Genomic DNA, 21677 nt, shown 5'->3' with positions numbered 1-21677 from the left:
CTTACTTGACGAAGAGCTGGCGCGGGAAATTGGTCAGTTTTTCGTAGCCGGTTTCGGTGATGGTGATCGTCTCCGACATGCCGAAACCGCGGGCCAGCACATAGGTGTGGAAGGTCTGGCCGGGTTCGAAGGTCCAGGTGCTGTTTTCCGCCGATTCCAGCGGCTCACCGCCATTCGGCTGCAGCAGCAAGCCGACGGAATAGAAGGTCTTGTTCGTGTAGGTTTCGCGCAGGCCCGCCGAAAGCACGCCGTCGCGGTAGATCGCATCCGGCACGCGCACCGAAACACCCGGTTTCACTTCACTTATGGCCGCATCCTGAATGGCGATCAGCTGTTCCACCACCTTGTAATCGTCATCCTGCACCGGCCCGACCCGGATCGGGCGCATGAAGCGGGCGTGGTAGTGTTTTACATTCGGCGTCGTCTCGATCTGGACGATGTCGCCGGCTTCCAGCACACGGTCGGAATATCCACCATGCAGGTGGAAGGCGCGTTCGCCCGATGACATGACGCCCGGACCCGGCAGGTCGGAACCGGCGCGGATCATTGCGGCGCAGACTTCGGCGGCCATTTCGCGCTCGGTAACGCCGACCGCGGCACTGTCGATCGCGGCCTGCATGCCGGCTTCGGCAGCCTTTGCGGCGCGGCGCTGATAGGCGATTTCGGCGGGCGACTTGATGAGGCGCATCTGCGGCGTCATCAGGCTCTCGTCCTGCCAGACGATGCCGGGAAGCGCCGATTTCAGGTATTCGTAACGGCCGGCCGAAAGCGGCCAGGCGGACAGCTCGATGCCGAGCTTGGCGGTCTTGCCGATACGGCTTTCAATGGCACCTACGGCAACCGCCATGCGGTCGTCGCTGTCGGTCCACATTACCCGGTCGGAAAAGACGCAGGTGCTGTCGAGATAATATTCCTCGACATCGCGGCAGAACAGGGTCGGCTCGCCTTCGGCCGGAATGATGGCGAATTGCAGAGTGCCATAGGCACGGGTGAAATAGCCGGTGAGCCAGGTGACGGTTTCCGGCAGGAAGGCCACGAGACCATCGAGCTGCTTCTTCTTCAGCTCGGCCTGGACGCGGGAAAGGCGGGACTGGAATTCCTGGCGTTCGAACCAGTAGGCGGGCGTTACCATCGTTGTTCCTCGATAGGATCTATTTGAAATCAGGCGTTCTGGACCAGTTCCGCAAAGCGGGTCAGCATGGTCTTGGCCTCGGCGGCCTCATGGGCCTGCGCCTTGAGATCGTCGATATCGGCGCCGTCGAGTGTCATCCGCTCGCGGTTTTCCTCGAACCAGATGACGGCCTGCGCCTTGGTGACTTCCGGATGTCCCTGGATGCCCCAGATATCCTTGTCCTTGTAGCGCCAGATATGGTTCGGGCAGTCGTCGGAATAGGCGAGCACGGTCATGTCCGGGTGCGCGGCCTTTACCTCGTCATTGTGCCAGACGAACATGTAGGCGCTGTCGACCAGATCACGGCAGAGCTTGTCGGTGCGGGCGGCCTCGGTCAGCGGCAGGTCCTTGTAGGCGATTTCGCAGGAAGTGCGGCGGAACACCTGGTCACGGCCGCAAAGTGCGGATGCGAGGATCTGGCTGCCGAAGCAGATGCCGAGCATGGGGATTTCAAGCTCTGCGGCTTCGCGGATCAGGTCATGTTCGCTCAGGATGAAGGGGACGTCTTCATAGGCGCCATGCGGGCTGCCGGATAAAAAGATTCCGTCATAACCCTTCATCGTTTCGGGAAACTGGCCGTCATAAGCCCAGTAACGATCGACTTGCAGACCCCAGGCCTCGAACCGGTCGTCGAGTTTTGCGATGGACTGAAACTTGCGTCCATTGCCGAGATAAAGAAGCCGTCCCGCCATGTCATTCCTCGTTTTTAAAATCAGAAGACCAGTGGTATACCAATGGTCTTCATGGTGCAATCGGGAAACCGTGGCATTTTGCGGCTGCTTTGCTATGCATCTGACAAGAGGTACAAAAAGGGGAAGCAATGCGTATCGATCTCAACTCCGACCTTGGCGAGGGCTACGGTCCCTGGACGATGGGCGATGACGCGGCGATGCTCGATATCGTCAGCACCGCTAATATCGCCTGCGGTTTCCATGCCGGCGATCCAGACATCATGCGCGCCACGGTGCGGCTGGCGAAGGAACGCGGCGTCGCCTTCGGCGCGCATCCCGGCTATATGGACCTGATTGGTTTCGGCCGTCGGCGTTTGCCGGGGTTGAGTATTTCCGAGATCGAAACGCTGGTTGCCTATCAGGTCGGCGCACTGGCTGCGGTCGCGGCGCTGGAAAGCCATCCAATGACGCATGTGAAGACCCATGGCGCGCTCGGCAATGTCTGTGCCGATGACGATGATATGGCGCTTGCGGTCGGCCGGGCCATCAAGGCCGTCGATCCGAAACTTGCCTTCATGGTAATGCCGGGAACGGCAACGGCGCGGGCTGCAGAAAAACTCGGGCTGACGCCGATCAACGAGATCTATGCCGACCGCACCTATGCGGACACATTCAACCTCTCGCCACGTTCCGAACCGGGGTCGGTGATCCACGATCCCGAGCTTCTGGTGAAAAGGGTGATCGAGATGGTTTCGGAAGGATGCCTGACATCGACATCCGGCAAGCGGCTGGAAGTGCCGATCGGGTCGGTCTGCGTGCATGGCGATACGCCCGGTGCCGTGACGATGGCAAGGCAGTTGCGCGCGGCGCTGGAAAAGGCCGGATGGGTGATTGGGTCTTCGATGTAGCGGTTTGGTTGATTGAAGAGGGCAGTGAAGGGCGGGCTGCCCCTTTCTCAAGGCTGCTGATAAGGGCCGAAACCTCTCCTTCGTCATGCTCGGGCTTGTCCCGAGCATCTGCTGCCGTATCAACGACCGCAACACTACTGCTTTGGCACCGTGGTTAGATCCTCGGGACAAGCCCGAGCATGACGGCGTCGTTTGGTGGGTTGTTCGTTCCCAAGCTTCCGAGGGTGGTCAGCCCTTTTTCTTCTTGAGGCCGCCGATCACGGCCGAGAGGCGATCCTGTGCATGGATTGCCTGTTCTTCGGCCATATCGGCGGAGATTGCCCGGAACATGAAATCCTGACCCGCCGGCAGTTGTGCCAGGCGCGCGAGATCGAATGACACGATGGTGGCGATCTTCGGGTAACCGCCGGTCGTCTGGCCATCGGCGGTGAGCACGATGGGCTTGCCCGAACCCGGCACCTGGATGGAGCCGACGACGGTGGCATCCGAGACGATATCGTGACCCTTCAATGCGCTGAGGGCAGGACCGTCGAGCACCATCGCCATCCGGTCGCGCGATGTGGTGGTTCGGTAGGGCTGGCGCAGGAATGTTTTCCAGGCGCTCTCGTCGAAATAGTCGTCCTGCGGGCCGGGAATGACCGCGATAGGCGCGTTTCCGCGCAGATAAGGCGTGCCCAGCATGCGGGACTTGAGTTTTCCGGTCTCGCCGAGGGGCAATATATCGCCTGAGGCAATTACCCTGCCATCCAAGCCACCGACCGCGGTTCTCAAATGGGTCGAGCGGCTGCCGAGCACTTCTGGAATGGTGATGCCGCCGGAGATGGCGAGATAACCCCAGACGGCGCCGCGCAGAGCGCCGATCGTCAGCGTTTCGCCTGCCTTGAGAAGATGGCTCTCCCAGGTCGCAACCGCCTTGCCGGCGATATCAATCGCGCAGCGTCCACCGGTGACAGCGACAAGCACGTCGCGGTCTGCCGTAAACGCGCCGCCGATCAGGGCGAATTCGATGGCGGCCGCGCCCGGCTCGTTGCTGACCAGAGCGTTGGCGATGGCGTGGGCGTCACGGTCCATTGCCCCTGAGGTGGAGACACCGCGGGCGCGAAAACCGTAACGGCCGCCGTCCTGAACCGACATCAGGGGGCCGGAACGATGAATGGAAAGGAGAGCTTTCATCGGGCGATCTCCTTCAGTTCCGCGGTACCGGCTGCGACTTTTTCATCCAGCTCACGTGCTTCATCGATGTCGATGCTGCGGAAGGTGATCCGGTCGCCGGCTTTCAGCAGGAAAGCTTCGGTGCGGGCGGGATCGAAGAGCTTGAACGGGGTGCGGCCGATAAAACGCCAGCCGCTGGGGCCGGGCACGGAATTGATGCTCGACTGGCGGCCGCCGATGCCGATCGCACCGGCCTCGATCCGCTGGCGCGGCACGGCAAGCCGTGGGGTGTGCAGAATTTCCGGCAAGCCGCCGAGGTAGGCGAAACCCGGTGCGAAGCCGATCATGTAGACCCGGTATTCGGCCGAGGAATGCAGGGCGATCACATCGGCTGCGGTGGTGTTCTTCAGCTCGGCGATTTCATCGAAATCGGCCTGATGTTCACCGCCGTAAAACACCGGGAATTCGAGCAGGCGGCCGGTGTCCGGTGCGGCAGCGTCTTGTGCCGCGCGTTGCAGCAGCTGCTCGCCGAGAGAAGCACCACGCACGGTCTTCGGGTCGTAGATCACGGTCAGCGAGCGATAGGTCGGGATCGTCTCCAGAATGCCGTCGATCGGCTCGGCGGCAAGCGACGCATCGAGCGACAGGACCTTGAGATTGGCGGCCTCGCTGACCGTATCGGAAAACTCGATGCCGATGGCGCGATCGCCGCAGCGAAGGATGCGCGGATAGGAAATCTCGTTGATCGTTTCTGGGCCTGATCTGGGGCCGGGGCGGGGCGTGACGGGCATGTCTTCAATCTACCATGTGGCGATCAGGTGCCGGTGGCCGGAACCCGATCGATCGCCGCCAGTTCGGCCAGCACCTTGCTGGCGACCTGGAAACCTGTCTTTTCCAGCGCTTCGTCCGTCGAACCGCCGATATGGGGAGTTAACACGAGGTTCGGGCAGTCGAGTAGGGGATGACCGGAAATAATCGGCTCGGTCACCAGCACGTCGAGCCCGGCACCGGCAATGATCCCGTTCTTCAGCGCGATGGCGAGCGCATCTTCATCGATCAGCGCGCCGCGGGCGGTGTTGATCAGGATGCCGTTTTTGCCGATCAGCGACAGGCGGCGAGCATCGAAAAGCGGTTCCACCTCAGGGATGCCGTGTAGCGAGACGATGTCCGACCATTCGCAGAGGCTGTCGAGGTCCGGCAGGAGCGTGATGCCCTGCTGCTGAAGTTCTTCGGCAGGTGTGAAGCGCGACACGGTGGCGACTTCCATGCCGAAAGCCTGGCCTAAACGCGCAACGAGCTTTGCGATATGGCCGTAGCCGAACAGGCCGAGGCGGCGGCCGGAGAGTTCGAAGGTGCGGTGATGCTGGCGGAAGAGCGTGTCGCCGGTGCGCGAGGCGTTGTCGGCGGCGATCAGCGAACGCGAGCAGGCAAGCGCCAGGCCTATCACCAGTTCGGCAACCGACTGGGCATTGGCGCCCGGCGTGTTGTGCAGCGGGATGCCGCGCGCGGCAAGCGACGGCTTGTGCACCTTGTCGGTTCCGGTGCCGTGAACGCCGACGACCTTAAGATTGGGGGCCGCCTCGATTTCGCGGGCGGACAGGCCGTGATTGCGGGTGATGACCGCGGTTGCGACGGCAAGATAGGGTTCGAGATCGGCAAAGGCGGTGGATGCCGAAGTGTGGACGACGAGCCCGGTCTCCTCCAGCATGCGGATGGCGCTTTTGGCAATCGGCTGGACGATGAGGCAGTCACAACGAATATCGGACATGATCAGGCTTTCAGTGGCGGGTCGAGGCAGAGCGCGGAAACAAGCCTCGCTGCCTCGGCGAAATCGGCAATCTCCATCTGCTCGTCTGGATTGTGGCTGCCATTGGCATTGCGGATGAAGACCATGCCGGTCGGCACGCCGGCATCGGCAAACACAGCCGCATCATGGCCCGCACCGCAGGCCATGGTCTGAGCCTCGATACCGTGCTCCTTTGCCAATCCGGCGAGCGAGGCGACAATAGCGTCGTCCATCTTCGCCGCTTTGCTGTCGGTCAAACGGCCGAGTTCGAATTTGACGCGATGTTCCGCCTCGATGCGGGTGACGGCATCGGAGACGATGGCTTGCATCTTTGAAAGCGTTTCCGGTTCTTGGCTGCGGACATCGAGCGCGAATGAGAGCTTGCCGGCGATCTTGCTGAATGCTGCTTCCGAAGCGTCGGTCGAAAACTGGCCGAAAGTGACGACGAGATCTGCGCCCTCTGCCTGCAGCTCATCCCAGGCCTTGTCGAGTTCGACGACCAGAGCCGAGGCTGCCCGTACGGCATCGCTGCGATATTCGCGCGGCGTGGCGCCCGAATGGGCATAAACGCCGATGCATTTGGCTTCGCGATAACGGAAGGAACCGCGAATGCCGGTGACGATGCCGATCGGGATCTGCTTTTCGACCAGAACCGGACCCTGCTCAATATGCGCCTCGATGAACATGGCGATATTTTTCGGGTCGAGCCAGGATTTGCCCGAGCGAAGGAATTCCGTGTCGCCGCCGGCGGCATCGATGGCGGCGCCAAGCGAGATCTGGTCGGAGGAACGCTTGACCTTGTCGAGTTCGCTTCCTGTGAGACGTCCGAGTGCGGCGCGGCTGCCGATATAGGACGCGCCGAACCAGGTGCTTTCCTCGGCGCGGATCGCCATGACGGTTATATCGCGCGGGGGACGGATGCCGGCGCGGACATAACCGGAGATGACCGACAGGCCGAGCAGTACGCCGGCGGCGCCATCGAAATTGCCGCCCATCGGCACGGAATCGAGATGCGAGCCGATGAAGATGCCCGGACCTTCGTCGCGGCCCTTCATCGTCATGTAGAGATTGCAGCCGGGATCGGTCTTGACTTCGAGGCCTAACTTGCGTGCCTCGCGGCGCACCATGTCATGGGCAATCTGCTCGCCGAGACCGTAGGAGGTGCGGGTGATGCCGCGATTGGTGCCGGTCCGGCGTCTCAGCTCGTCGAACAGCCGTTCGGCAAGCGCGATATCGACCGGGGCAGAATTGCTGAGCACGGGCTCTGCAGCCTGCACGCCTTTTGCCAATACTGTCATGTGCGGGTCAGTCTCCCGATAATGCTGTCTTTGACGTGATCGAGATGCTGGCGCATCAGCTTAGCAGCGTCATCGCCGCGGCCCTCACGCAGTGCGCCGACGATATCCAGATGTTCGCGGCAGGTCGCCTCGAACCGTTCCGGCATGCTTCTCAGGTCGAAAATCTGGGTCTGGCGACGCAGCGTGCGGATGATCTGCGCCAGTTGCGGATTGCCGGCGCAATCGCCGATGCCGCCGTGAAGCCGGTCGTCGACATCGCGGACGGAGCCGCGATCCGGCTTGCCTTCGCCGTCTTCCGGTTTTCCGAGCAGAGTTTTCAGGTCTGCTTCGAGTTCGTCGAGAGCGGCGGCAGACATGCGACCGGCGGCAAGACGGGCGGCTTCGGGTTCCAGAAGCTGGCGGATCTGCAGCGCATCCATATAATCTTCGACGCGCATCTGCTTGACCTGCAGGCCACGGCTGCCCTGACGGATCAGCAGGCCTTCGCTTTCGAGCATCAGCAGCGCATCGCGAATCGGCGTGCGCGACATGTTGAGGATTTCCGCCAGACGGCGTTCGGTCACCATCGTGCCCGGCTGCGCAACTCCGGTAAGGATCAGGTTCAATATCTGTTCGTAGGCCTGCAGCGCCAGCCGCTTATCGGTTTCAATCAGCATAAATATCCAGTCCCTCCCTTGCGGAGACCGCGTCAAATATCTGTCTGGTGCCACACGCTTTGGCAGTTGTCACCAGATTCTACGCCCAATGGGTGTCTATCTTCCGCAATCGATTTCGCTTGTCTCGCAATTTTTGTATTCCGCTGGTTGACGAGTGGTATACCAAACCGTAGGGTGAAGCAACAACGAGCTTTGACGATCTTGCCGAAAGGACACATTCGTGAGTGCCATGCCGCAACCGAACCTCCCCTTTTCCAAGGAGGAGCATCTGCAGCGACAGGACCGGCTTCGGGCCGAACTCGCGGCGCGCGGCGTCGATGCCATGCTCGTGTTTGCCCAGGAAAGCATGTACTGGCTGACCGGCTACGACACCGGTGGCTTCGTCTATTACCAGTGCCTGGTCGTGCCGACGGATGGTCGCCAGCCGGTACTTCTGACCCGCCGCCCGGATCTGGTGCAGGCGAAACAGACGAGCATCATCGAGGACATCCGCATCTGGTGGGATGCCGAGGACGCCAATCCGGCTGCAGATCTGAAGGTCATTCTTGAAGAACTGGGTCTTGGCGGGAAAAAGATCGCAATCGAGCTGAACACCCACGGCCTGACAGGCTGGAACCTCTATCGCACGCAGCAGACGATCGGCAACTGGTGCGAACTGGAAGACGACCGGCACCTGATCCGCTGGCTGCGCGTCTGCAAGTCTCCGGCCGAAATCGAATATACCCGCAAGGCGGCCCGTATTCTGGATGACTCGCTGAATGCCGTGATCGCAGCTGCCCGTCCGGGCATTCTCGACAGCGACCTGAAGGCTACGTATCTCACCTCGATCCTCGGCCAGGGCGCGGACATGCCGCCGAATGCGCCGCTGTTCAATTCCGGCCCGCGTGCAGTCTATGGCCGCGGTGTTTCCGATCCGCGCCGGCTGGAAGAACAGGACCAGATCCTCGTCGAATATCCGGTTGCCTATCGCCGTTACAACGTGAAGACCGAATGGACGATCCTGTTCGGAAAAGTCTCCGATGCGCATCGCAAGATGTACGATGTCGGCATGGAGACGCTGCGCAGGATGACGGAGATCGCACGTCCCGGCACGACGCTCGGCGAGATCTTCGACGTTTATGCCGACGGTCTAGACAAGGGCGGCTATAAGCGTGCCCGTTACGGCGCGACCGGTTATTCGGTGGGCTGCACATTCGCGCCGACCAGTATGGACGTGCCGCCGATGATCTATTCCGGCAACCCGACGCTCTGCCAGCCGGGCATGACGCTGTTCTATCATGTGATGAACGGCGATGCCGATACCGGGCTTGCGATGGGCGTGGGCCACACGCTGCTCGTCACCGACGGGGCGCCGGAGGTACTGACCGGATTGCCCGACGAGCTGACCGTGATCAGCTGACGGGCCAAGGAATAAAGCCGGGACAACCATAAAAATACTGCCGCCCGGCTTCTGTCAAAAACAAATCAGAGGGCACAATATGACAAGTTTCATGATTTCCCGCCGCAGTGTGATGATGGGTCTCGCCGGCGGCCTTGCGGCAACCGCACTCATTCCCGGCATCGACATGTCCGAAGCACTGGCTGCCGACACGCCGAAGGCCGGCGGCACGCTGAAGATCAGCCACTCGACGCGTATCGCAACGCTGAACGTGCTGAACTGCTCGGGCCCCGCCGAATATCCGGTCGTCGACATGCTCTATTCGGGCCTGACCCGCATGGGTCCCGACAACAAGCCGATGGCCGATCTCGCCGAGCGCTGGGAAGGCAGTGAAGACGCCAAGACCTTCACCTTCTACCTGCGCAAGGGCATCGTCTTCCACGACGGCACGCCGTGCACCGCCGATGACGTCGTCGCCACTTACCAGGCGATCCTCAACCCCGACATTCCGGCCGCCGCCCGTTCCGTCCTCAACATGATCGAGAAGATCGAGGCCGTTGACGCAACGACCGTCAAGTTCACGCTGAAGACGCCGTTTGCCGACCTGCCGATCTCGACGGCACATGCCAATGCCCGCATCGTCTCCAAGGTCGCCCTGTCCGGCCCGCGCGAAAAGCTGGACACGACCGCCAACGGCACCGGCCCGTTCAAGCTCGAAACCTATGACAGCGCCCGCATGGTGCGCCTCGTCAAGAACGAGAACTATTTCATCAAGGGCAAGCCTTATCTCGACGGCATCGACATGATGCTGTTCCCCGATCTTGCCGCCGAAAGCGCCAACTTCCTGTCCGGCGCGGTCGACGTCATGCTGGTCGTCCAGCAGGCGGATTTCCAGCGCATCGCCGATGCGACCGGCATCACGGCGCAGCGCATTCCGTCGGGCCGTTTCGTCAACATCACCATGCGCCAGGACCAAAAACCCTTCGACGACGTGCGGGTGCGCAAGGCGCTCGCCATGTCGGTCGATCGTCCGACGCTGGTTGATCTCGTGCTCGAAGGTCTCGGCCGCCCGGCCTACGACAACCTCGTGTCGCCGGAATTCCCCTATGCGATCGAAACGCCTGAGATCGCCTACGATCCGGCAGGCGCCAAGAAGCTGCTTGCGGAAGCCGGTTATCCCGACGGCATCAAGATCAAGCTCGTCGCCTCCAACCGCCCGGCAATCCGTGCGCAGGTGGCCATCGCGCTGAAGCAGATGGCGCTGCCCGCCGGCTTCGACATCGAAGTCGAAACCATGCCGCACGACACCTATCTCGCCAATGTGTGGATGAAGGGTCAGTTCTACATGGGCTATTGGGGCATGCAGGCCACCGAAGACGCAACCTTCAACCTGCTGCTCACCTCCAATGCCTCCTACGAGGATACGGCCTGGAAGAACAAGGATTTCGACAAGCTCATCGCCGATGCCCGCGCCACGGTCGATCCGGCCAAGCGCAAGGAGCTTTACGCCAAGGCACAGCAGCTGCAGCTGGACGAGACGCCCTATATCGTGCCGATTTTCGAAGACATCCTGACCGCCAGCGGCAAGGGTGCGGAAGACTGGACGATCGCGCCTCTGTCCCGCTACTACTATGCCGAAAACGTCTGGCTGAATAAGGCCTGACCGGATGACCAGGGCTTATCTCATCCGCCGCTTGCTGGCCGTCTTTCTTGTGCTGGCGATCGTAACCTTCGCCGTGTTTGCCATCACGACGATGCTGCCGGGCAATGCAGCGATCATGATCCTGGGTGAATATGCCACCCCGGACGCGGTTGCCGCACTCGAAAAGCAGCTGCATCTGGATCAGCCCTGGTACACGCAATATCTGACCTGGGTCGCCGGCATTCTGCACGGCGATCTTGGGACATCCCTGCGTCTGTCTCTGCCGGTGACCCAGGTCGTCGGCGAGGCATTCGCGAACTCCGCAATGCTGGCGCTGACCGCGCTCGTCGTCGTCACCATCACCGCCATTCCGCTCGGCGCGCTTGCCGCGATCAAGCGGGGTACCGCGATGGATCTGGCGCTCGGCCTGTTCAGCTATCTCGGCACCTGCCTGCCGGAATTCGTCACCGCAACGCTGTTGCTGGTGTTCTTCGCGGCACCGAACCACGGGCTTTTCCCGGCCGGCGGCTTTGTTGCTCCATGGGAAAATCTCGCAGGCTTCGGCGCCCATGTCGTTCTTCCCGCGGCAACCCTTGGCCTCGTGCTGATGGCCCATATCGCCCGGCAGGTCCGTTCCGAAATGTCGGAAGTGCTGTCTTCCGACTATATCCGCGCCGCACGTCTCAAAGGCCTGACCGAAAGACGGGTGATCCGCCGGCATGCGCTGCCCAACTCGCTGGCGCCGGCCGTCGCGGTCATCTCGCTCGATATCGGCTACCTGCTCGGCGGTATCATCGTTGTCGAGGAAATCTTTGCCTGGCCGGGTCTCGGACGCCTGCTGATCTACGCGCTGGAAAACCGCGACCTGCCCGTCATCCAGGCCGTGACCCTGCTTCTCGCGGCCGTTTATGCCTTGTCCAACCTTCTGTCGGACATCGTCATTGCCCTGCTCGACCCGAGGGTGCGTTATGCGTAATTTCTTCTCCACACCCACGGCCATCGTCGGCACGGTATTGCTGGCGATCGTCTGTTTTGCCGCGATCTTCGGCCCGATGATCGCCCCTTACGATCCGCAAGCCTTCGATCCGCTGAACCGGCTTCAGGGACCGTCGATGATGCATCTGTTCGGCACCGACCAGTTCGGCCGCGACCTGCTGTCTCGCATATTGACCGGAGCACCTTCGACAGTTGCCTTTGGTGTCGGCGCGACGCTGCTCGGCGTCGGTATCGGCTCGATCATCGGGGTTGTCGCCGGTGTTACCGGCGGCTGGGTCGATTCGACCATCATGCGCATTCTCGACGGGCTTCTGGCCGTGCCGGACCTGCTGTTCACGCTGCTGATCGTCACCATTCTGGGCGGCGGCATGGAACATGCGATGCTGGCCGTTTCGATCGCCTTTGCTCCCGGCATGGCCCGCATTTCGCGCAGCGCCGTTCTCTCCGTCCGCACCCGCGACTATGTGCGGGCGGCGGTCGCCCGCGGTGAATCCGGCGTCTATATCGTCACCTGCGAAGTGCTGCCCAATGCGTTGAGCCCGATCGTCGTGGAAGCGACGATCCGCGTTTCTTTCGCCATCATGATCGGCGCGACGCTCGGCTTCCTTGGTCTCGGCGCACAGCCGCCGAGCACCGAATGGGGGCTGATGGTGGCGGAAGCGCGCCAGTTCATGTTCCGCAATCCGTGGTGCGTTGCGATCCCCGGCCTTTCGATCGCCATTGCCGCCCTCGGTTTCAACCTTTTCGGCGACGCCCTGCGTGACGCCCTCGACCCCAAGAGGAGCCACGGATGACAGTTCAGACGATGAGCCAGACCGTGACTGCAGCCGCGGAAAAGCCGGCCCTTTCGATCATCAACTATTCGCTGTCCTACAAGACCGCCAACGGGATGGTCTCGGCGCTGAAGAATATCGACCTGACGATCCCCAAGGGCAAGACGGTCGGCCTCGTTGGCGAGAGCGGTTCCGGCAAGTCGTCAATGGCGTGGTCGGTGATGCGTTACCTGCCGCCGAATGCCGTTGAGACGGGCGGTGCCATTCGCCTCGCCGGCGAGGAACTGCTCGACTATACTCCGTATCAGATGCTGGACATTCGCGGCAGTCGCATGTCGATGGTGTTTCAGGATCCCTCGACCTCGCTCAACCCGACGATAAGGCTCGGCGAACAGATCGCCGAAGTGCTGATGCGCCATCGCGGCCTGACCAAAGCGCAGGCCTGGGTGGAGGCTGAGGCTGCGCTTGCCCGCACCGGCATCACCCGCCCGAAGGAAATGCTGAAGCGTTTTCCACACGAGGCATCGGGCGGCGAAAAGCAGCGTGTGGTGATCGCCACCGCCTTTGCCTGCGAGCCGGAACTGATCATCTTCGACGAGCCGACAACGGCACTCGACATCCTGACCGCACGGCAGATCCTTGATTTGTTCAACCAGCTGCGCGACGAAACGAATGTTTCCGCACTCTACATCTCGCACGATCTCGGGCTCGTCTCCCGCGTGGTGGATGAAGTTTCGGTGCTGCATAAGGGCGTGATCGTCGAGCGCGGCCTGGTCGGCGACGTGTTCCAAAAACCTTCGGCCCCTTATACGAAACAGCTGATCGGCGCGGTGCCCAACCCGGATCGCTGGATCGGCGTCGATGCGCCGGCCGTGCCGCAGACGCTTGTCAAACTCGACGGCATCGGCGTGCATTACGGTGCGCCTTCGAAGATCCAGAAGATGTTCTGGCCAGACGATGCGGACAAGATCGGCTTCTGGGGTGCGAAGGACGTCAATTTCGAGGTTCGCAAGGGTGAGCTGCTCGGCGTTGTCGGCGAAAGCGGCTCGGGCAAATCGACCATCGCCAAGGTTCTGGCCGGCCTGCAGGATTTTCAGGGCAAGCTTGAATTCGATGGCAAGACGGTGGGCAGCCGAAGGGCGATCGACCGGGCCTATCGACGCCGCGTGCAGATCGTTTTCCAGCATCCCGATGCCTCGCTCAACCCGCGCCAGAAGATCGGTACGATTATCGCCCGGCCGCTGAAACTCTACGGCGTCGTGCCGCGTGAAAAAATCAAGGCGCGGATTGCCGAGCTTCTGGAGATGGTACGGCTTCCGGCCGAATACGCCGATCGTTATCCGCACCAGCTTTCCGGCGGCGAGAAGCAGCGTGTGGCGATTGCCCGCGCCTTTGCGGCTGAGCCGGAACTGGTCATCTGCGACGAGGTGACGGCGGCGCTCGACGTTTCGGTCCAGGCGGCGGTGGCTGAACTGCTGGTCAAGCTGCAGAAGGACACGGGGGCTGCCTGCGTGTTCATCACCCATGACCTGAACCTGATCCGCCAGCTCGCCCATCGCATTGCCGTCATGCATCACGGCAAGCTGGTCGATTTCTTCGACCGGCCGGATGCCCGTTCCGCCGATCGCGATCCCTATACCAAGGCGCTGCTGGATGCGGTGCCGGTTCATACGCCTGCGGAGGCTTGAGGGATCGTGGGCGCCACCCTTTTCATCACTCGCGAGATCGCATGACCATGTATGTCCCCCAGGAATTTGCCGGCACGACGCGTGGCGGTCGCCAGGTTCTTCTGAAGTTCAAACAGGCCGAATTCGAGACCCGTCTGGCGGCGACACGTCTCCGGATGCGCGAGCGCGGCATCGATGCGCTTATCGTGTTTTCGCAGGAAAGCCATTACTGGCTGACGAGTTATGACACGGCCGGTTACGTGTTTTTCCAGGCCGGCCTCGTGCTGGCCGATGATGGCAGCGACACCGTGCTTCTGACCCGCACGCCTGATCTGCGGCAAGCGAATGTCGCTTCGCTCTACGACGATGTCCGTGTCTGGCTGAACGCCGAGGATGCCAACCCGGCTAACGACCTGCGTGCGATCATGGCCGAGAAGGGCCTTGCCGGCAAAAAAATCGGCGTCGAATATGCGACCTATGGCCTGACCGGCGCCAATGCCCGCATGGTCGACAAGGCGCTCGACGGTTTTTGCGTCACCGAGGATGCGTCGGATATCATCCGCACCGGGCGGCTGGTGAAATCGGCGGCCGAACTGGAGCATGTGCGCATGGCGGGCAAGCTGGCGGATGCGGCTGTTCGCGCCGCGATCGATGTTACCAAACCCGGAATTCCCGATACAGTGCTGTCCGGCGCGGCATTGACCTCCATGCTTGCCGGCGGTGGCGACATTCCATCCGGTGGGCCTCTCGTCAATTCGGGATCGCGTGCGCTTTACGGCCGCGGGATCGGCGGACCCCGGTTGATCGAGGAACAGGACCAGATTCTCGTCGAGCTCGCCGGGTCCCATTGCCGCTACCATGTCGTGGTCGAGCATACGCTGGTGACCGGCAAGCCGGACCCGCGCCAGCTCGGCATGCTGAGCGTGGCAAAAGACGCGCTCGACCAGATCAAGGATGCGGCAAGGGCAGGGGCGGAACTTGGCACGCTCGACGATATCCATCGCCGCGTGCTGGATGATGCCGGTTTTGCCAAGGCGCGCTATGCTGCCTGCGGTTATGCGCTGGGCTGCACCTTCAAGCCGACCTGGATGGATGTGCCGCCGATGATCTATTCCGGCAATCCGCTGATCATGACGCCGGGCATGGTGTTTTTCGTCCATATCATGATCCCCGACGCGACCACGGGCCTGACGGCCGGTGTCGGACAGACCTTTGCGATCACCGATGGCGCGCCGGAAGTGTTCAGCGACCTTCCGGTCGAGCTTTACTGCTGCTGAGCGCGGCACTGACAATCAAGACAGACAAGAGCAGGCATTCATGGATCTTCAATTGAGCGGAAAGACCGCGCTGGTATTCGGCGCAGGCGGTGGACTGGGCGGCGCAATCGCCCGCTCGCTGGCAGCGGAAAAGGCCAATGTCGTCGTTGCCGACATCGATCTTGCCGCAGCCGAAAAGACGGCGCAGGCGATCGAGGCGTCGGGCCACCAGGCTTTCGAGCTGCAATGGGATATCGGCGATCTGACGGTGATCGAGGAGCGGCTGGCGCTGATCGCCTCGACCTTCGGGCCGGTGGATGTGCTGGTCAACAATACCGGTGGCCCGCCGCCGACGCCGGCTTCAGGACAGGCGCCGGAGATCTGGTCGAAATATTTCGACAGCATGGTCCGCTCGGTGATCGCCGTGACGGATGCCGTTTTGCCTTCGATGCGCGAGCGCGGTTTTGGCCGTATCATCACCTCGACATCTTCAGGTGTCGTCGCCCCAATCGCCAATCTCGGGATTTCCAACAGCCTGCGGATGGCGCTGGTTGGCTGGTCGAAGACGCTGGCGCGGGAAGTGGGCCGCGACGGGATTACTGCCAATGTCGTGCTGCCCGGCCGCATCGCCACGGGCCGAATCGTGTTTCTCGATGAGCAGAAGGCCAAGCGCGAGGAGCGTCCGGTGGCTGATGTGACCAAGGAAAGCACCGGCTCCATTCCGGTCGGCCGTTACGGCGATCCGCAGGAATATGGCGATATGGTCACCTTCCTCGCGAGCCCGCGCGCATCCTATATCACCGGCTCGGTGATCCGCATCGACGGTGGCCTTCTCGCCAACATCTGATTAGAAACTAAGAGCAAAAGCTGCGGCCCCGACCGGGCAAGCATCTGCATCCGGGAGAACGACATGACATTCAGCATTGCATCCAAGGGCGTTTATGCGATCGCCGCCACGCCGTTTCACGACGATGGCGCGATCGATTTCAACTCGGTCGACCGCCTGACGGATTTCTACGAAGAGAGCGGCTGCACCGGCATCACCATTCTCGGCATCATGGGCGAAGCGCCGAAGCTGGAAGCGGATGAAAGCCGGGCGATCATCAAGCGTGTCGTGGAGCGTGCCAAGGTTCCGGTCATTGTCGGTGTGTCGGCACCGGGTTTTGCCGCGATGCGTTCGCTTGCCCGCAGCTCGATGGATATGGGTGCTGCCGGCGTGATGATCGCACCGGGACAAGGGGCGAAGACCGACGAGCAGACGATCAACTATTTCGCCGGTGCCGTGGAAGCGGTTGGCGAGGACGTGCCATGGGTGCTGCAGGACTATCCGCTGACGCTCAACACGGTGATCGCCACCAGCGTGGTCGCCAAGATCATCACCAACCATCCGTCCTGCCTGATGCTGAAGCACGAAGACTGGCCGGGTCTGGAGAAGATCTCGAAACTGCGCGCCATGCAGAAATCCGGCGAACTGCGCGAATTCTCGATTCTCTGCGGCAATGGCGGCATGTTCCTCGATTTCGAACCGGAACGCGGCGCCGATGGTGCGATGACCGGTTATGGTTTCCCCGACATGCTGAGCGAGCTTGTGTCGCTGTTTGCTGAAGGAAAGCGCGACGAGGCGCATGACCTGTTCGACGCACACCTGCCGCTGATCCGCTATGAGCAGCAGCTCGGTGTGGGATTGGCGGTGCGCAAGCACATATTGAAGCGCCGCGGCGTGATAGCGTCCGATGCGCAGCGCAAGCCGGGACAGATGCTGACGGCAACCGCCAAGGCCGAGGTGGATTATCTGCTGGCGCGGGTGGCGAGGCACGACAAGCGGGCGGCGCTGTAATTGGTCCAGACAGCCTTCAACCCGGAAATGCTGATTTCCGGGTTGAAGGTGCGATCATTCGACTTGATATGAAACTGGCTGAATTGCGCCGGTCATAACGCTGACAAGGCTGTTTTCCGAGCACGGAGCCCTGATTACCCTCATTCCTGTGCTTGTCACAGGAATCCAGCCACGGCGCGTCTGCGCCGTGAAAAGACTCTCTCCGCCCAAGGACTTGGGCTACTGGATTCCTGTGACAAGCACAGGAATGAGGGAGGATTCAATTGCCGATGGTGGTCAACGCAGATCTGAGCGTGCTGAACCGTAAGCCTAATCAGTAATTTGACCGGCAGACTTACTGCCGGTTTTTTCGTTTCAATCCAGCGGCTTATACGCGATCACGTCCATCTCGACCTTGACGTCGACCATCATTGGGGATTCGACGGTGGAGCGGGCCGGGGGGTGGTCGATGAAGTGTTTCTGGAAGACGGCGTTGAAGCTCGAAAAATCGCGGGCGTCGTCGAGCCAGACATTGACCTTGACCACATGTTCCAGCGTGCAATCGGCTAGCGCCAGAACCGACTTGATGTTGGCGATCACCTGTTCGGTCTGGGCAACGATATTACCGACGACGACTTCGCCGTCCACGGTCGGGACCTGGCCCGAAACGTAGACGAAATCACCGGCGCGGACGGCCTTGGCGAAGGGGCGGCGCTGGCCGCCGGCCTGGGCATCGGCGACATCGTAACGGATGAGTTTCTTGCTGGTCATGGGGTGGTCTTTCTATTCCAGTGGGGTAGGGGCAGGGTTTGTCCGTTCTTGCAATGCCGACAACGCTTTACGCTTTTGCCGGCATTGTTTCAGTGGGCATCCTGCACGAAATGGCCGGGCGAAACTTCACGGTAGGTACGCTTCGGCACGACGTAATCGAAGGGGCGCACGGGGCTCTTGATCTCTTCGGAAAGCGGTGGTGGGGTCTGGCCGCGGCGTGACGGATCAGGGATCGGCACGGCCGAGATCAGGCGCTGCGTATAGGCATGCTGCGGGTTGTCGAAGATCGCCGCCCGCGGGCCGATCTCGACGATTTCGCCCAGGAACATCACCGCCACGCGGTGGCTCATCCGCTCCACGACCGCCATGTCGTGGCTGATGAACAGATAGGCGAGGCCTCTCTTTTCCTGCAGGTCGAGCAGAAGGTTGGAGACCTGCGCCTTGACCGACACATCGAGTGCGGAGACCGCTTCGTCGGCGACGATGAATTTCGGGTCGAGGGCGAGCGCGCGGGCAATCGAGATTCGCTGGCGCTGGCCGCCGGAGAATTCGTGCGGGTGGCGATCGGCCATGGCGGCGGAAAGGCCGACCTGTTCCAACAGTTCGGAGACGCGGGCCTTGGCATCTTTCCGACCCATCAGGCCGTGGGCGAGGATGGGTTCGGCGATCGCGGAGCCGACGGTGATGCGCGGGTTGAGTGAGGCGAACGGGTCCTGAAAGATCATCTGCGAGGTGCGGCGCATGGTCCGCAATTCCCGCGTGCCGGCCTTGGTGACATCCTGACCGCCGATGACGATCGAACCGGCGGAGGGATTGAGCAGGCGGATGATGGCGCGGCCGGTCGTGGATTTGCCGCAGCCGCTCTCTCCGACCAGCGACAGGGTTTCGCCTGGACGCAGGTCGAAGGAGACATCTTCCACCGCATGGACGCGCCCATTGGGCAGGTCGAAACGGACGGCGAGATTATCGACCTTGAGGATCGGCTCGACGCTCAAGGCGACCGGGTTCATCTCGCGGCCATCGACGGCAATACCGGTCGAGGCATCGACCTCGGGGAAACGTTTTGGTGCGGCGGCGGCACCCATCGTGCCGAGACGCGGGATCGAGGCGAGCAGGGATTTTGTGTAGATCGCTTTCGGCGTGGCGAAAATTTCGTCGGTCTTGCCGGTCTCGATCATGTCGCCTCGGAACATCACAACGGTGCGGTCTGCGATTTCTGCGACCACGCCCATGTCGTGGGTGATGAACAGCACGCCCATGTTTTCCTCCCGCTGCAACTCGCGCAGCAGGTGGAGGATTTCGGCCTGGATCGTCACGTCGAGGGCGGTGGTCGGCTCGTCGGCGATCAGCAGTTTCGGACGGCAGGCGAGCGCCATGGCGATCATCACGCGCTGGCGCATGCCGCCGGAGAATTTGTGCGGATATTCGTGAAGACGGGCTTTGGCCGCGGGAATACGGACGCGCTCCATCAGGCGCACAGTCTCAGTCTCGGCTTCGCTCCATGACAGGCCGCGATGCAGAACGAGAGCTTCCGCAATCTGGTTGCCGATGGTGAAGACCGGGTTGAGCGAGGTCATCGGCTCCTGAAAGATCATGCCGATCGAGCCGCCGCGCACCTTGCGCATCTCGGCTTCGCTGGCGGCAAGCAGGTCCCTGCCGTCGAGCAGGATCCGGCCTTCGGTGCGCGAGCGGCCGGCCGGCAGAAGCCGCATGGTCGACAGAGCGGTGACGCTCTTGCCCGAGCCGGATTCGCCGACGATCGCAACCGTTTCGCCGGCATCGACATGCAGGCTGATATTGCGAATGACGGCTTTCCAGCCATCCCGCGTCTTGAACGAGGTGGTCAGGTTCTCGACCGAGAGCACCGGCCGTTTCGTGGTCGTTGTTTCGGTCATGATCAGCTTTCCTTGGCGAGGCGCGGATCGACGAGATCGCGCAGGCCGTCGCCCAGCAATTGCAGGGAGAGAACCGAGAAGACGATGGCCAGCCCCGGAAACACCATCAGCCACGGAGCGTTGTTCATGTATTCGCGGCCGGATGCCAGCATCGTACCCCAGGTCGGCATGTCGGTGGAAACGCCGACGCCGAGGAAGGAGAGGCTTGCTTCGGCGAGCATCGCCGAGGCGAAAACGAAAGTGGCCTGCACGAGGATCGGGGAGGCGAGGTTGAGCAGCACGTGGCGGGCAAGGATCTGCCAGGTCGGCAGGCCCATGGCGACGGCGGCCTCGATATAGGGGAGCTCACGCAGGACCAGCGTCGAGCCGCGGACGATACGGGCCAGACGCGGGGCGTAGGTGATGCCGAGCGCGAGGATGACGGTTGTCAGCGACGGTCCGAGGGCCGCGACCAGTGCGATGGCGAGCAGGATGTCCGGGAAGGACATCATCGCATCGAGAAGGCGCGAGATCGGCGCATCGAGGCGACGGAAGAAGCCGGCGGCGACACCGAGGATGACGCCGAGCACGGTCGAGATGAACACGACGCCGAGGCTGACGAGCAGCGAGATGCGGCCGGCGAAGATGGCGCGGGAGAAGATATCGCGGCCGAATTCGTCGGTGCCGAAGAAGTTCGTTATCGACGGCGGCTTCAGCTTGTTGATGATCGACAGCTTGTTCGGCGCATAGGGCGCTACCCAGGGCGCGAGCAGCGCCGCAGCCACGACGATGACCAGGATGATCGCCCCGAACAGCATGGCGCGGTTGCCGAACAGGCGGCGCAGGCCGGATGCGAAGGGCATGGAGAGGGAGGCCATCGTGGTCATAGGCGCACCCTGGGATCAACGAGAATATAAAGCATGTCGACGATGAAGTTGATGAGGACATAGATGGCGGCAACGACGAGCAGCGCGCCCTGGATGACTGGATAATCGCGGCGCAACACCGCCGAGACGACAAGATTGCCAACGCCCGGCAGGCCGAAGACGGTTTCGGTGACAACGGCACCGGCCACCAGCATGGCGACCGACAGCCCGATAACGGTGATGATCGGGATCATCGCGTTCTTCAGGGCATGCTTGAGGATGACCCGGCCTTCGCCGGCGCCCTTGGCGCGGGCGGTGCGGACGTAATCGTCGCCCAGAACATCGAGCATGGCGGCGCGGGTGAAGCGGGTGATCAGTGCAGAATTGACGACGCCGAGTGCGACGGCCGGCAGAACGAGATGGTGCAGGCGTTCGAAGAAAGGCGTTTCCGGGCCGCCGTAACCGGAGGCCGGGAACCAGCCCTGGCCGACGGCAAAGACCTGGATCAGGATCAGGCCGAGCCAGAAGCTCGGGACACTGGCGGCGACCATGGTGAGGGTCACGACGATCTGGTCGAAGATCGTGCCGCGTTTGACGGCCGACAGGATGCCGACCGGCAGCGCAATACCGACTGCGATCAGGATGGAGAAGAGGGTGAGGAAGAAGGTGGGTTCGGCACGTGCGGCGAGAGCCGTCGTGACCGGCTGGTTCAAAAAGATCGACTGGCCGAGATCACCCTGCAATATGCCCAGAACGAACTGGCCATATTGCATGAGGAGCGGAGCATCGAGCCCCATCTTCTCGCGCAATTGCGCGATATCAGCCGGGGTCGCATCCGAACCCAGCATGACGGCGGCAGGATCGCCGGGCGTGACGCGAACGATGATGAAGACCACCGTCACGACGAGGGCGAGCACGATTGCCATGCCCCCCAGCCGTTTCAGCAGCGCTTGTGCGATCCTTGCCATAGTCGGTTCCCAGTCTTTTTAGAGCAGT

The 21677-nt window shown here is 61.9% G+C and carries 20 protein-coding genes; 9 read left to right on the top strand and 11 right to left on the bottom strand.

The window, feature by feature from the left end; genetic code table 11:
- Position 1: 1 nt before the first annotated feature.
- Positions 2–1132, bottom strand: coding sequence for a M24 family metallopeptidase (locus tag FHP24_RS12970; protein WP_139676605.1), 1131 nt, complete (start codon positions 1130–1132; stop codon positions 2–4).
- 29 nt (positions 1133–1161) lie between these two features.
- Positions 1162–1863: a type 1 glutamine amidotransferase gene (locus FHP24_RS12965; protein WP_139676604.1), complete on the bottom strand. Its 702-nt coding sequence runs from the start codon at positions 1861–1863 to the stop codon at positions 1162–1164.
- A 128-nt stretch (positions 1864–1991) separates the two neighbouring features.
- Between FHP24_RS12965 and FHP24_RS12960 the strand changes: the two genes are divergently transcribed.
- Positions 1992–2750, top strand: coding sequence for a LamB/YcsF family protein (locus tag FHP24_RS12960; protein WP_139676603.1), 759 nt, complete (start codon positions 1992–1994; stop codon positions 2748–2750).
- Between the two features lie 228 nt (positions 2751–2978).
- Here the strand turns inward: FHP24_RS12960 and FHP24_RS12955 are convergent, their stop codons facing one another.
- Genes FHP24_RS12955 through FHP24_RS12935 form a run of 5 tightly spaced genes read right to left on the bottom strand, consistent with a single transcriptional unit; the run spans position 2979 to position 7642 of the window.
- Positions 2979–3923, bottom strand: coding sequence for a 5-oxoprolinase subunit C family protein (locus FHP24_RS12955; RefSeq protein WP_139676602.1), 945 nt, complete (start codon positions 3921–3923; stop codon positions 2979–2981).
- Positions 3920–4693: a 5-oxoprolinase subunit PxpB gene (pxpB, locus tag FHP24_RS12950; protein ID WP_180355988.1), complete on the bottom strand. Its 774-nt coding sequence runs from the start codon at positions 4691–4693 to the stop codon at positions 3920–3922. The genes FHP24_RS12955 and pxpB overlap by 4 nt, the downstream gene beginning before the upstream one ends.
- A 23-nt stretch (positions 4694–4716) precedes the next feature.
- Entirely contained in the window at positions 4717–5670 is a 954-nt protein-coding gene (locus FHP24_RS12945; protein ID WP_139676601.1) for an NAD(P)-dependent oxidoreductase, read from the bottom strand.
- A gap of 2 nt (positions 5671–5672) precedes the next feature.
- On the bottom strand, positions 5673–6986 hold the full coding sequence (locus FHP24_RS12940) for a hydantoinase/carbamoylase family amidase (protein ID WP_139676600.1): 1314 nt from the start codon (positions 6984–6986) through the stop codon (positions 5673–5675).
- Positions 6983–7642, bottom strand: a complete 660-nt coding sequence (locus FHP24_RS12935; RefSeq protein ID WP_139676599.1) for a GntR family transcriptional regulator — start codon at positions 7640–7642, stop codon at positions 6983–6985. The genes FHP24_RS12940 and FHP24_RS12935 overlap by 4 nt, the downstream gene beginning before the upstream one ends.
- A 229-nt stretch (positions 7643–7871) precedes the next feature.
- On the opposite strand from FHP24_RS12935, the gene FHP24_RS12930 reads away from it, so the two are divergent.
- The 8 genes from FHP24_RS12930 to FHP24_RS12895 all read left to right on the top strand — a co-directional run bounded on the left by FHP24_RS12930 (position 7872) and on the right by FHP24_RS12895 (position 17191).
- Entirely contained in the window at positions 7872–9041 is a 1170-nt protein-coding gene (locus FHP24_RS12930) for a M24 family metallopeptidase (protein ID WP_246091752.1), read from the top strand.
- 79 nt (positions 9042–9120) lie between these two features.
- Positions 9121–10683, top strand: a complete 1563-nt coding sequence (locus FHP24_RS12925; RefSeq protein WP_139676597.1) for an ABC transporter substrate-binding protein — start codon at positions 9121–9123, stop codon at positions 10681–10683.
- Positions 10684–10687: 4 nt separating this feature from the next.
- Positions 10688–11638: an ABC transporter permease gene (locus FHP24_RS12920; RefSeq protein WP_139676596.1), complete on the top strand. Its 951-nt coding sequence runs from the start codon at positions 10688–10690 to the stop codon at positions 11636–11638.
- Entirely contained in the window at positions 11631–12452 is an 822-nt protein-coding gene (locus FHP24_RS12915; RefSeq protein ID WP_139676595.1) for an ABC transporter permease, read from the top strand. Before FHP24_RS12920 ends, FHP24_RS12915 begins: the two co-directional genes overlap by 8 nt.
- Positions 12449–14119, top strand: a complete 1671-nt coding sequence (nikE, locus tag FHP24_RS12910) for a nickel ABC transporter ATP-binding protein NikE (RefSeq protein WP_246091734.1) — start codon at positions 12449–12451, stop codon at positions 14117–14119. Before FHP24_RS12915 ends, nikE begins: the two co-directional genes overlap by 4 nt.
- A gap of 41 nt (positions 14120–14160) precedes the next feature.
- Positions 14161–15375 carry a M24 family metallopeptidase gene (locus FHP24_RS12905; RefSeq protein WP_139676594.1) on the top strand — a complete coding sequence of 405 codons (1215 nt, stop codon included), beginning with the start codon at positions 14161–14163 and terminating at the stop codon, positions 15373–15375.
- Between the two features lie 40 nt (positions 15376–15415).
- Positions 15416–16201 carry an SDR family oxidoreductase gene (locus tag FHP24_RS12900; RefSeq protein WP_139676593.1) on the top strand — a complete coding sequence of 262 codons (786 nt, stop codon included), beginning with the start codon at positions 15416–15418 and terminating at the stop codon, positions 16199–16201.
- A 63-nt stretch (positions 16202–16264) separates the two neighbouring features.
- Positions 16265–17191 carry a dihydrodipicolinate synthase family protein gene (locus tag FHP24_RS12895; RefSeq protein ID WP_139676592.1) on the top strand — a complete coding sequence of 309 codons (927 nt, stop codon included), beginning with the start codon at positions 16265–16267 and terminating at the stop codon, positions 17189–17191.
- 354 nt (positions 17192–17545) lie between these two features.
- On the opposite strand, the gene FHP24_RS12885 is transcribed toward FHP24_RS12895, so the two are convergent.
- The 4 genes from FHP24_RS12885 to FHP24_RS12870 form a co-directional block, all read right to left on the bottom strand.
- Complete coding sequence (locus tag FHP24_RS12885) at positions 17546–17941, bottom strand: RidA family protein (RefSeq protein WP_139676591.1); 396 nt, start codon at positions 17939–17941, stop codon at positions 17546–17548.
- Between the two features lie 89 nt (positions 17942–18030).
- Complete coding sequence (locus FHP24_RS12880) at positions 18031–19836, bottom strand: ABC transporter ATP-binding protein (RefSeq protein WP_139676590.1); 1806 nt, start codon at positions 19834–19836, stop codon at positions 18031–18033.
- Between the two features lie 2 nt (positions 19837–19838).
- A complete protein-coding gene (locus FHP24_RS12875) occupies positions 19839–20693 on the bottom strand; it encodes an ABC transporter permease (protein WP_394344622.1) in 855 nt (284 codons plus the stop codon).
- A 5-nt stretch (positions 20694–20698) separates the two neighbouring features.
- Positions 20699–21640, bottom strand: a complete 942-nt coding sequence (locus FHP24_RS12870; protein WP_180356004.1) for an ABC transporter permease — start codon at positions 21638–21640, stop codon at positions 20699–20701.
- Between the last annotated feature and the right edge of the window lie 37 nt (positions 21641–21677).

The sequence above is a fragment of the Aliirhizobium smilacinae genome (assembly GCF_006335145.1).
In the GTDB taxonomy this organism is placed as follows: Bacteria; Pseudomonadota; Alphaproteobacteria; order Rhizobiales; family Rhizobiaceae; genus Neorhizobium; species Neorhizobium smilacinae.
The sequence above is the reverse complement of the archived record's forward strand: the minus strand, read 5'-3'. Positions and strand labels throughout refer to the sequence as shown.

Coding starts and splice junctions, on each gene's coding strand:
- FHP24_RS12970 (WP_139676605.1), bottom strand. CDS start 1,132: ATGGTAACGCCCGCCTACTGGTTCGAACGCCAGGAATTCCAGTCCCGC.
- FHP24_RS12965 (WP_139676604.1), bottom strand. CDS start 1,863: ATGGCGGGACGGCTTCTTTATCTCGGCAATGGACGCAAGTTTCAGTCC.
- FHP24_RS12960 (WP_139676603.1), top strand. CDS start 1,992: ATGCGTATCGATCTCAACTCCGACCTTGGCGAGGGCTACGGTCCCTGG.
- FHP24_RS12955 (WP_139676602.1), bottom strand. CDS start 3,923: ATGAAAGCTCTCCTTTCCATTCATCGTTCCGGCCCCCTGATGTCGGTT.
- pxpB (WP_180355988.1), bottom strand. CDS start 4,693: ATGCCCGTCACGCCCCGCCCCGGCCCCAGATCAGGCCCAGAAACGATC.
- FHP24_RS12945 (WP_139676601.1), bottom strand. CDS start 5,670: ATGTCCGATATTCGTTGTGACTGCCTCATCGTCCAGCCGATTGCCAAA.
- FHP24_RS12940 (WP_139676600.1), bottom strand. CDS start 6,986: ATGACAGTATTGGCAAAAGGCGTGCAGGCTGCAGAGCCCGTGCTCAGC.
- FHP24_RS12935 (WP_139676599.1), bottom strand. CDS start 7,642: ATGCTGATTGAAACCGATAAGCGGCTGGCGCTGCAGGCCTACGAACAG.
- FHP24_RS12930 (WP_246091752.1), top strand. CDS start 7,872: ATGCCGCAACCGAACCTCCCCTTTTCCAAGGAGGAGCATCTGCAGCGA.
- FHP24_RS12925 (WP_139676597.1), top strand. CDS start 9,121: ATGACAAGTTTCATGATTTCCCGCCGCAGTGTGATGATGGGTCTCGCC.
- FHP24_RS12920 (WP_139676596.1), top strand. CDS start 10,688: ATGACCAGGGCTTATCTCATCCGCCGCTTGCTGGCCGTCTTTCTTGTG.
- FHP24_RS12915 (WP_139676595.1), top strand. CDS start 11,631: ATGCGTAATTTCTTCTCCACACCCACGGCCATCGTCGGCACGGTATTG.
- nikE (WP_246091734.1), top strand. CDS start 12,449: ATGACAGTTCAGACGATGAGCCAGACCGTGACTGCAGCCGCGGAAAAG.
- FHP24_RS12905 (WP_139676594.1), top strand. CDS start 14,161: ATGACCATGTATGTCCCCCAGGAATTTGCCGGCACGACGCGTGGCGGT.
- FHP24_RS12900 (WP_139676593.1), top strand. CDS start 15,416: ATGGATCTTCAATTGAGCGGAAAGACCGCGCTGGTATTCGGCGCAGGC.
- FHP24_RS12895 (WP_139676592.1), top strand. CDS start 16,265: ATGACATTCAGCATTGCATCCAAGGGCGTTTATGCGATCGCCGCCACG.
- FHP24_RS12885 (WP_139676591.1), bottom strand. CDS start 17,941: ATGACCAGCAAGAAACTCATCCGTTACGATGTCGCCGATGCCCAGGCC.
- FHP24_RS12880 (WP_139676590.1), bottom strand. CDS start 19,836: ATGACCGAAACAACGACCACGAAACGGCCGGTGCTCTCGGTCGAGAAC.
- FHP24_RS12875 (WP_394344622.1), bottom strand. CDS start 20,693: ATGGCCTCCCTCTCCATGCCCTTCGCATCCGGCCTGCGCCGCCTGTTC.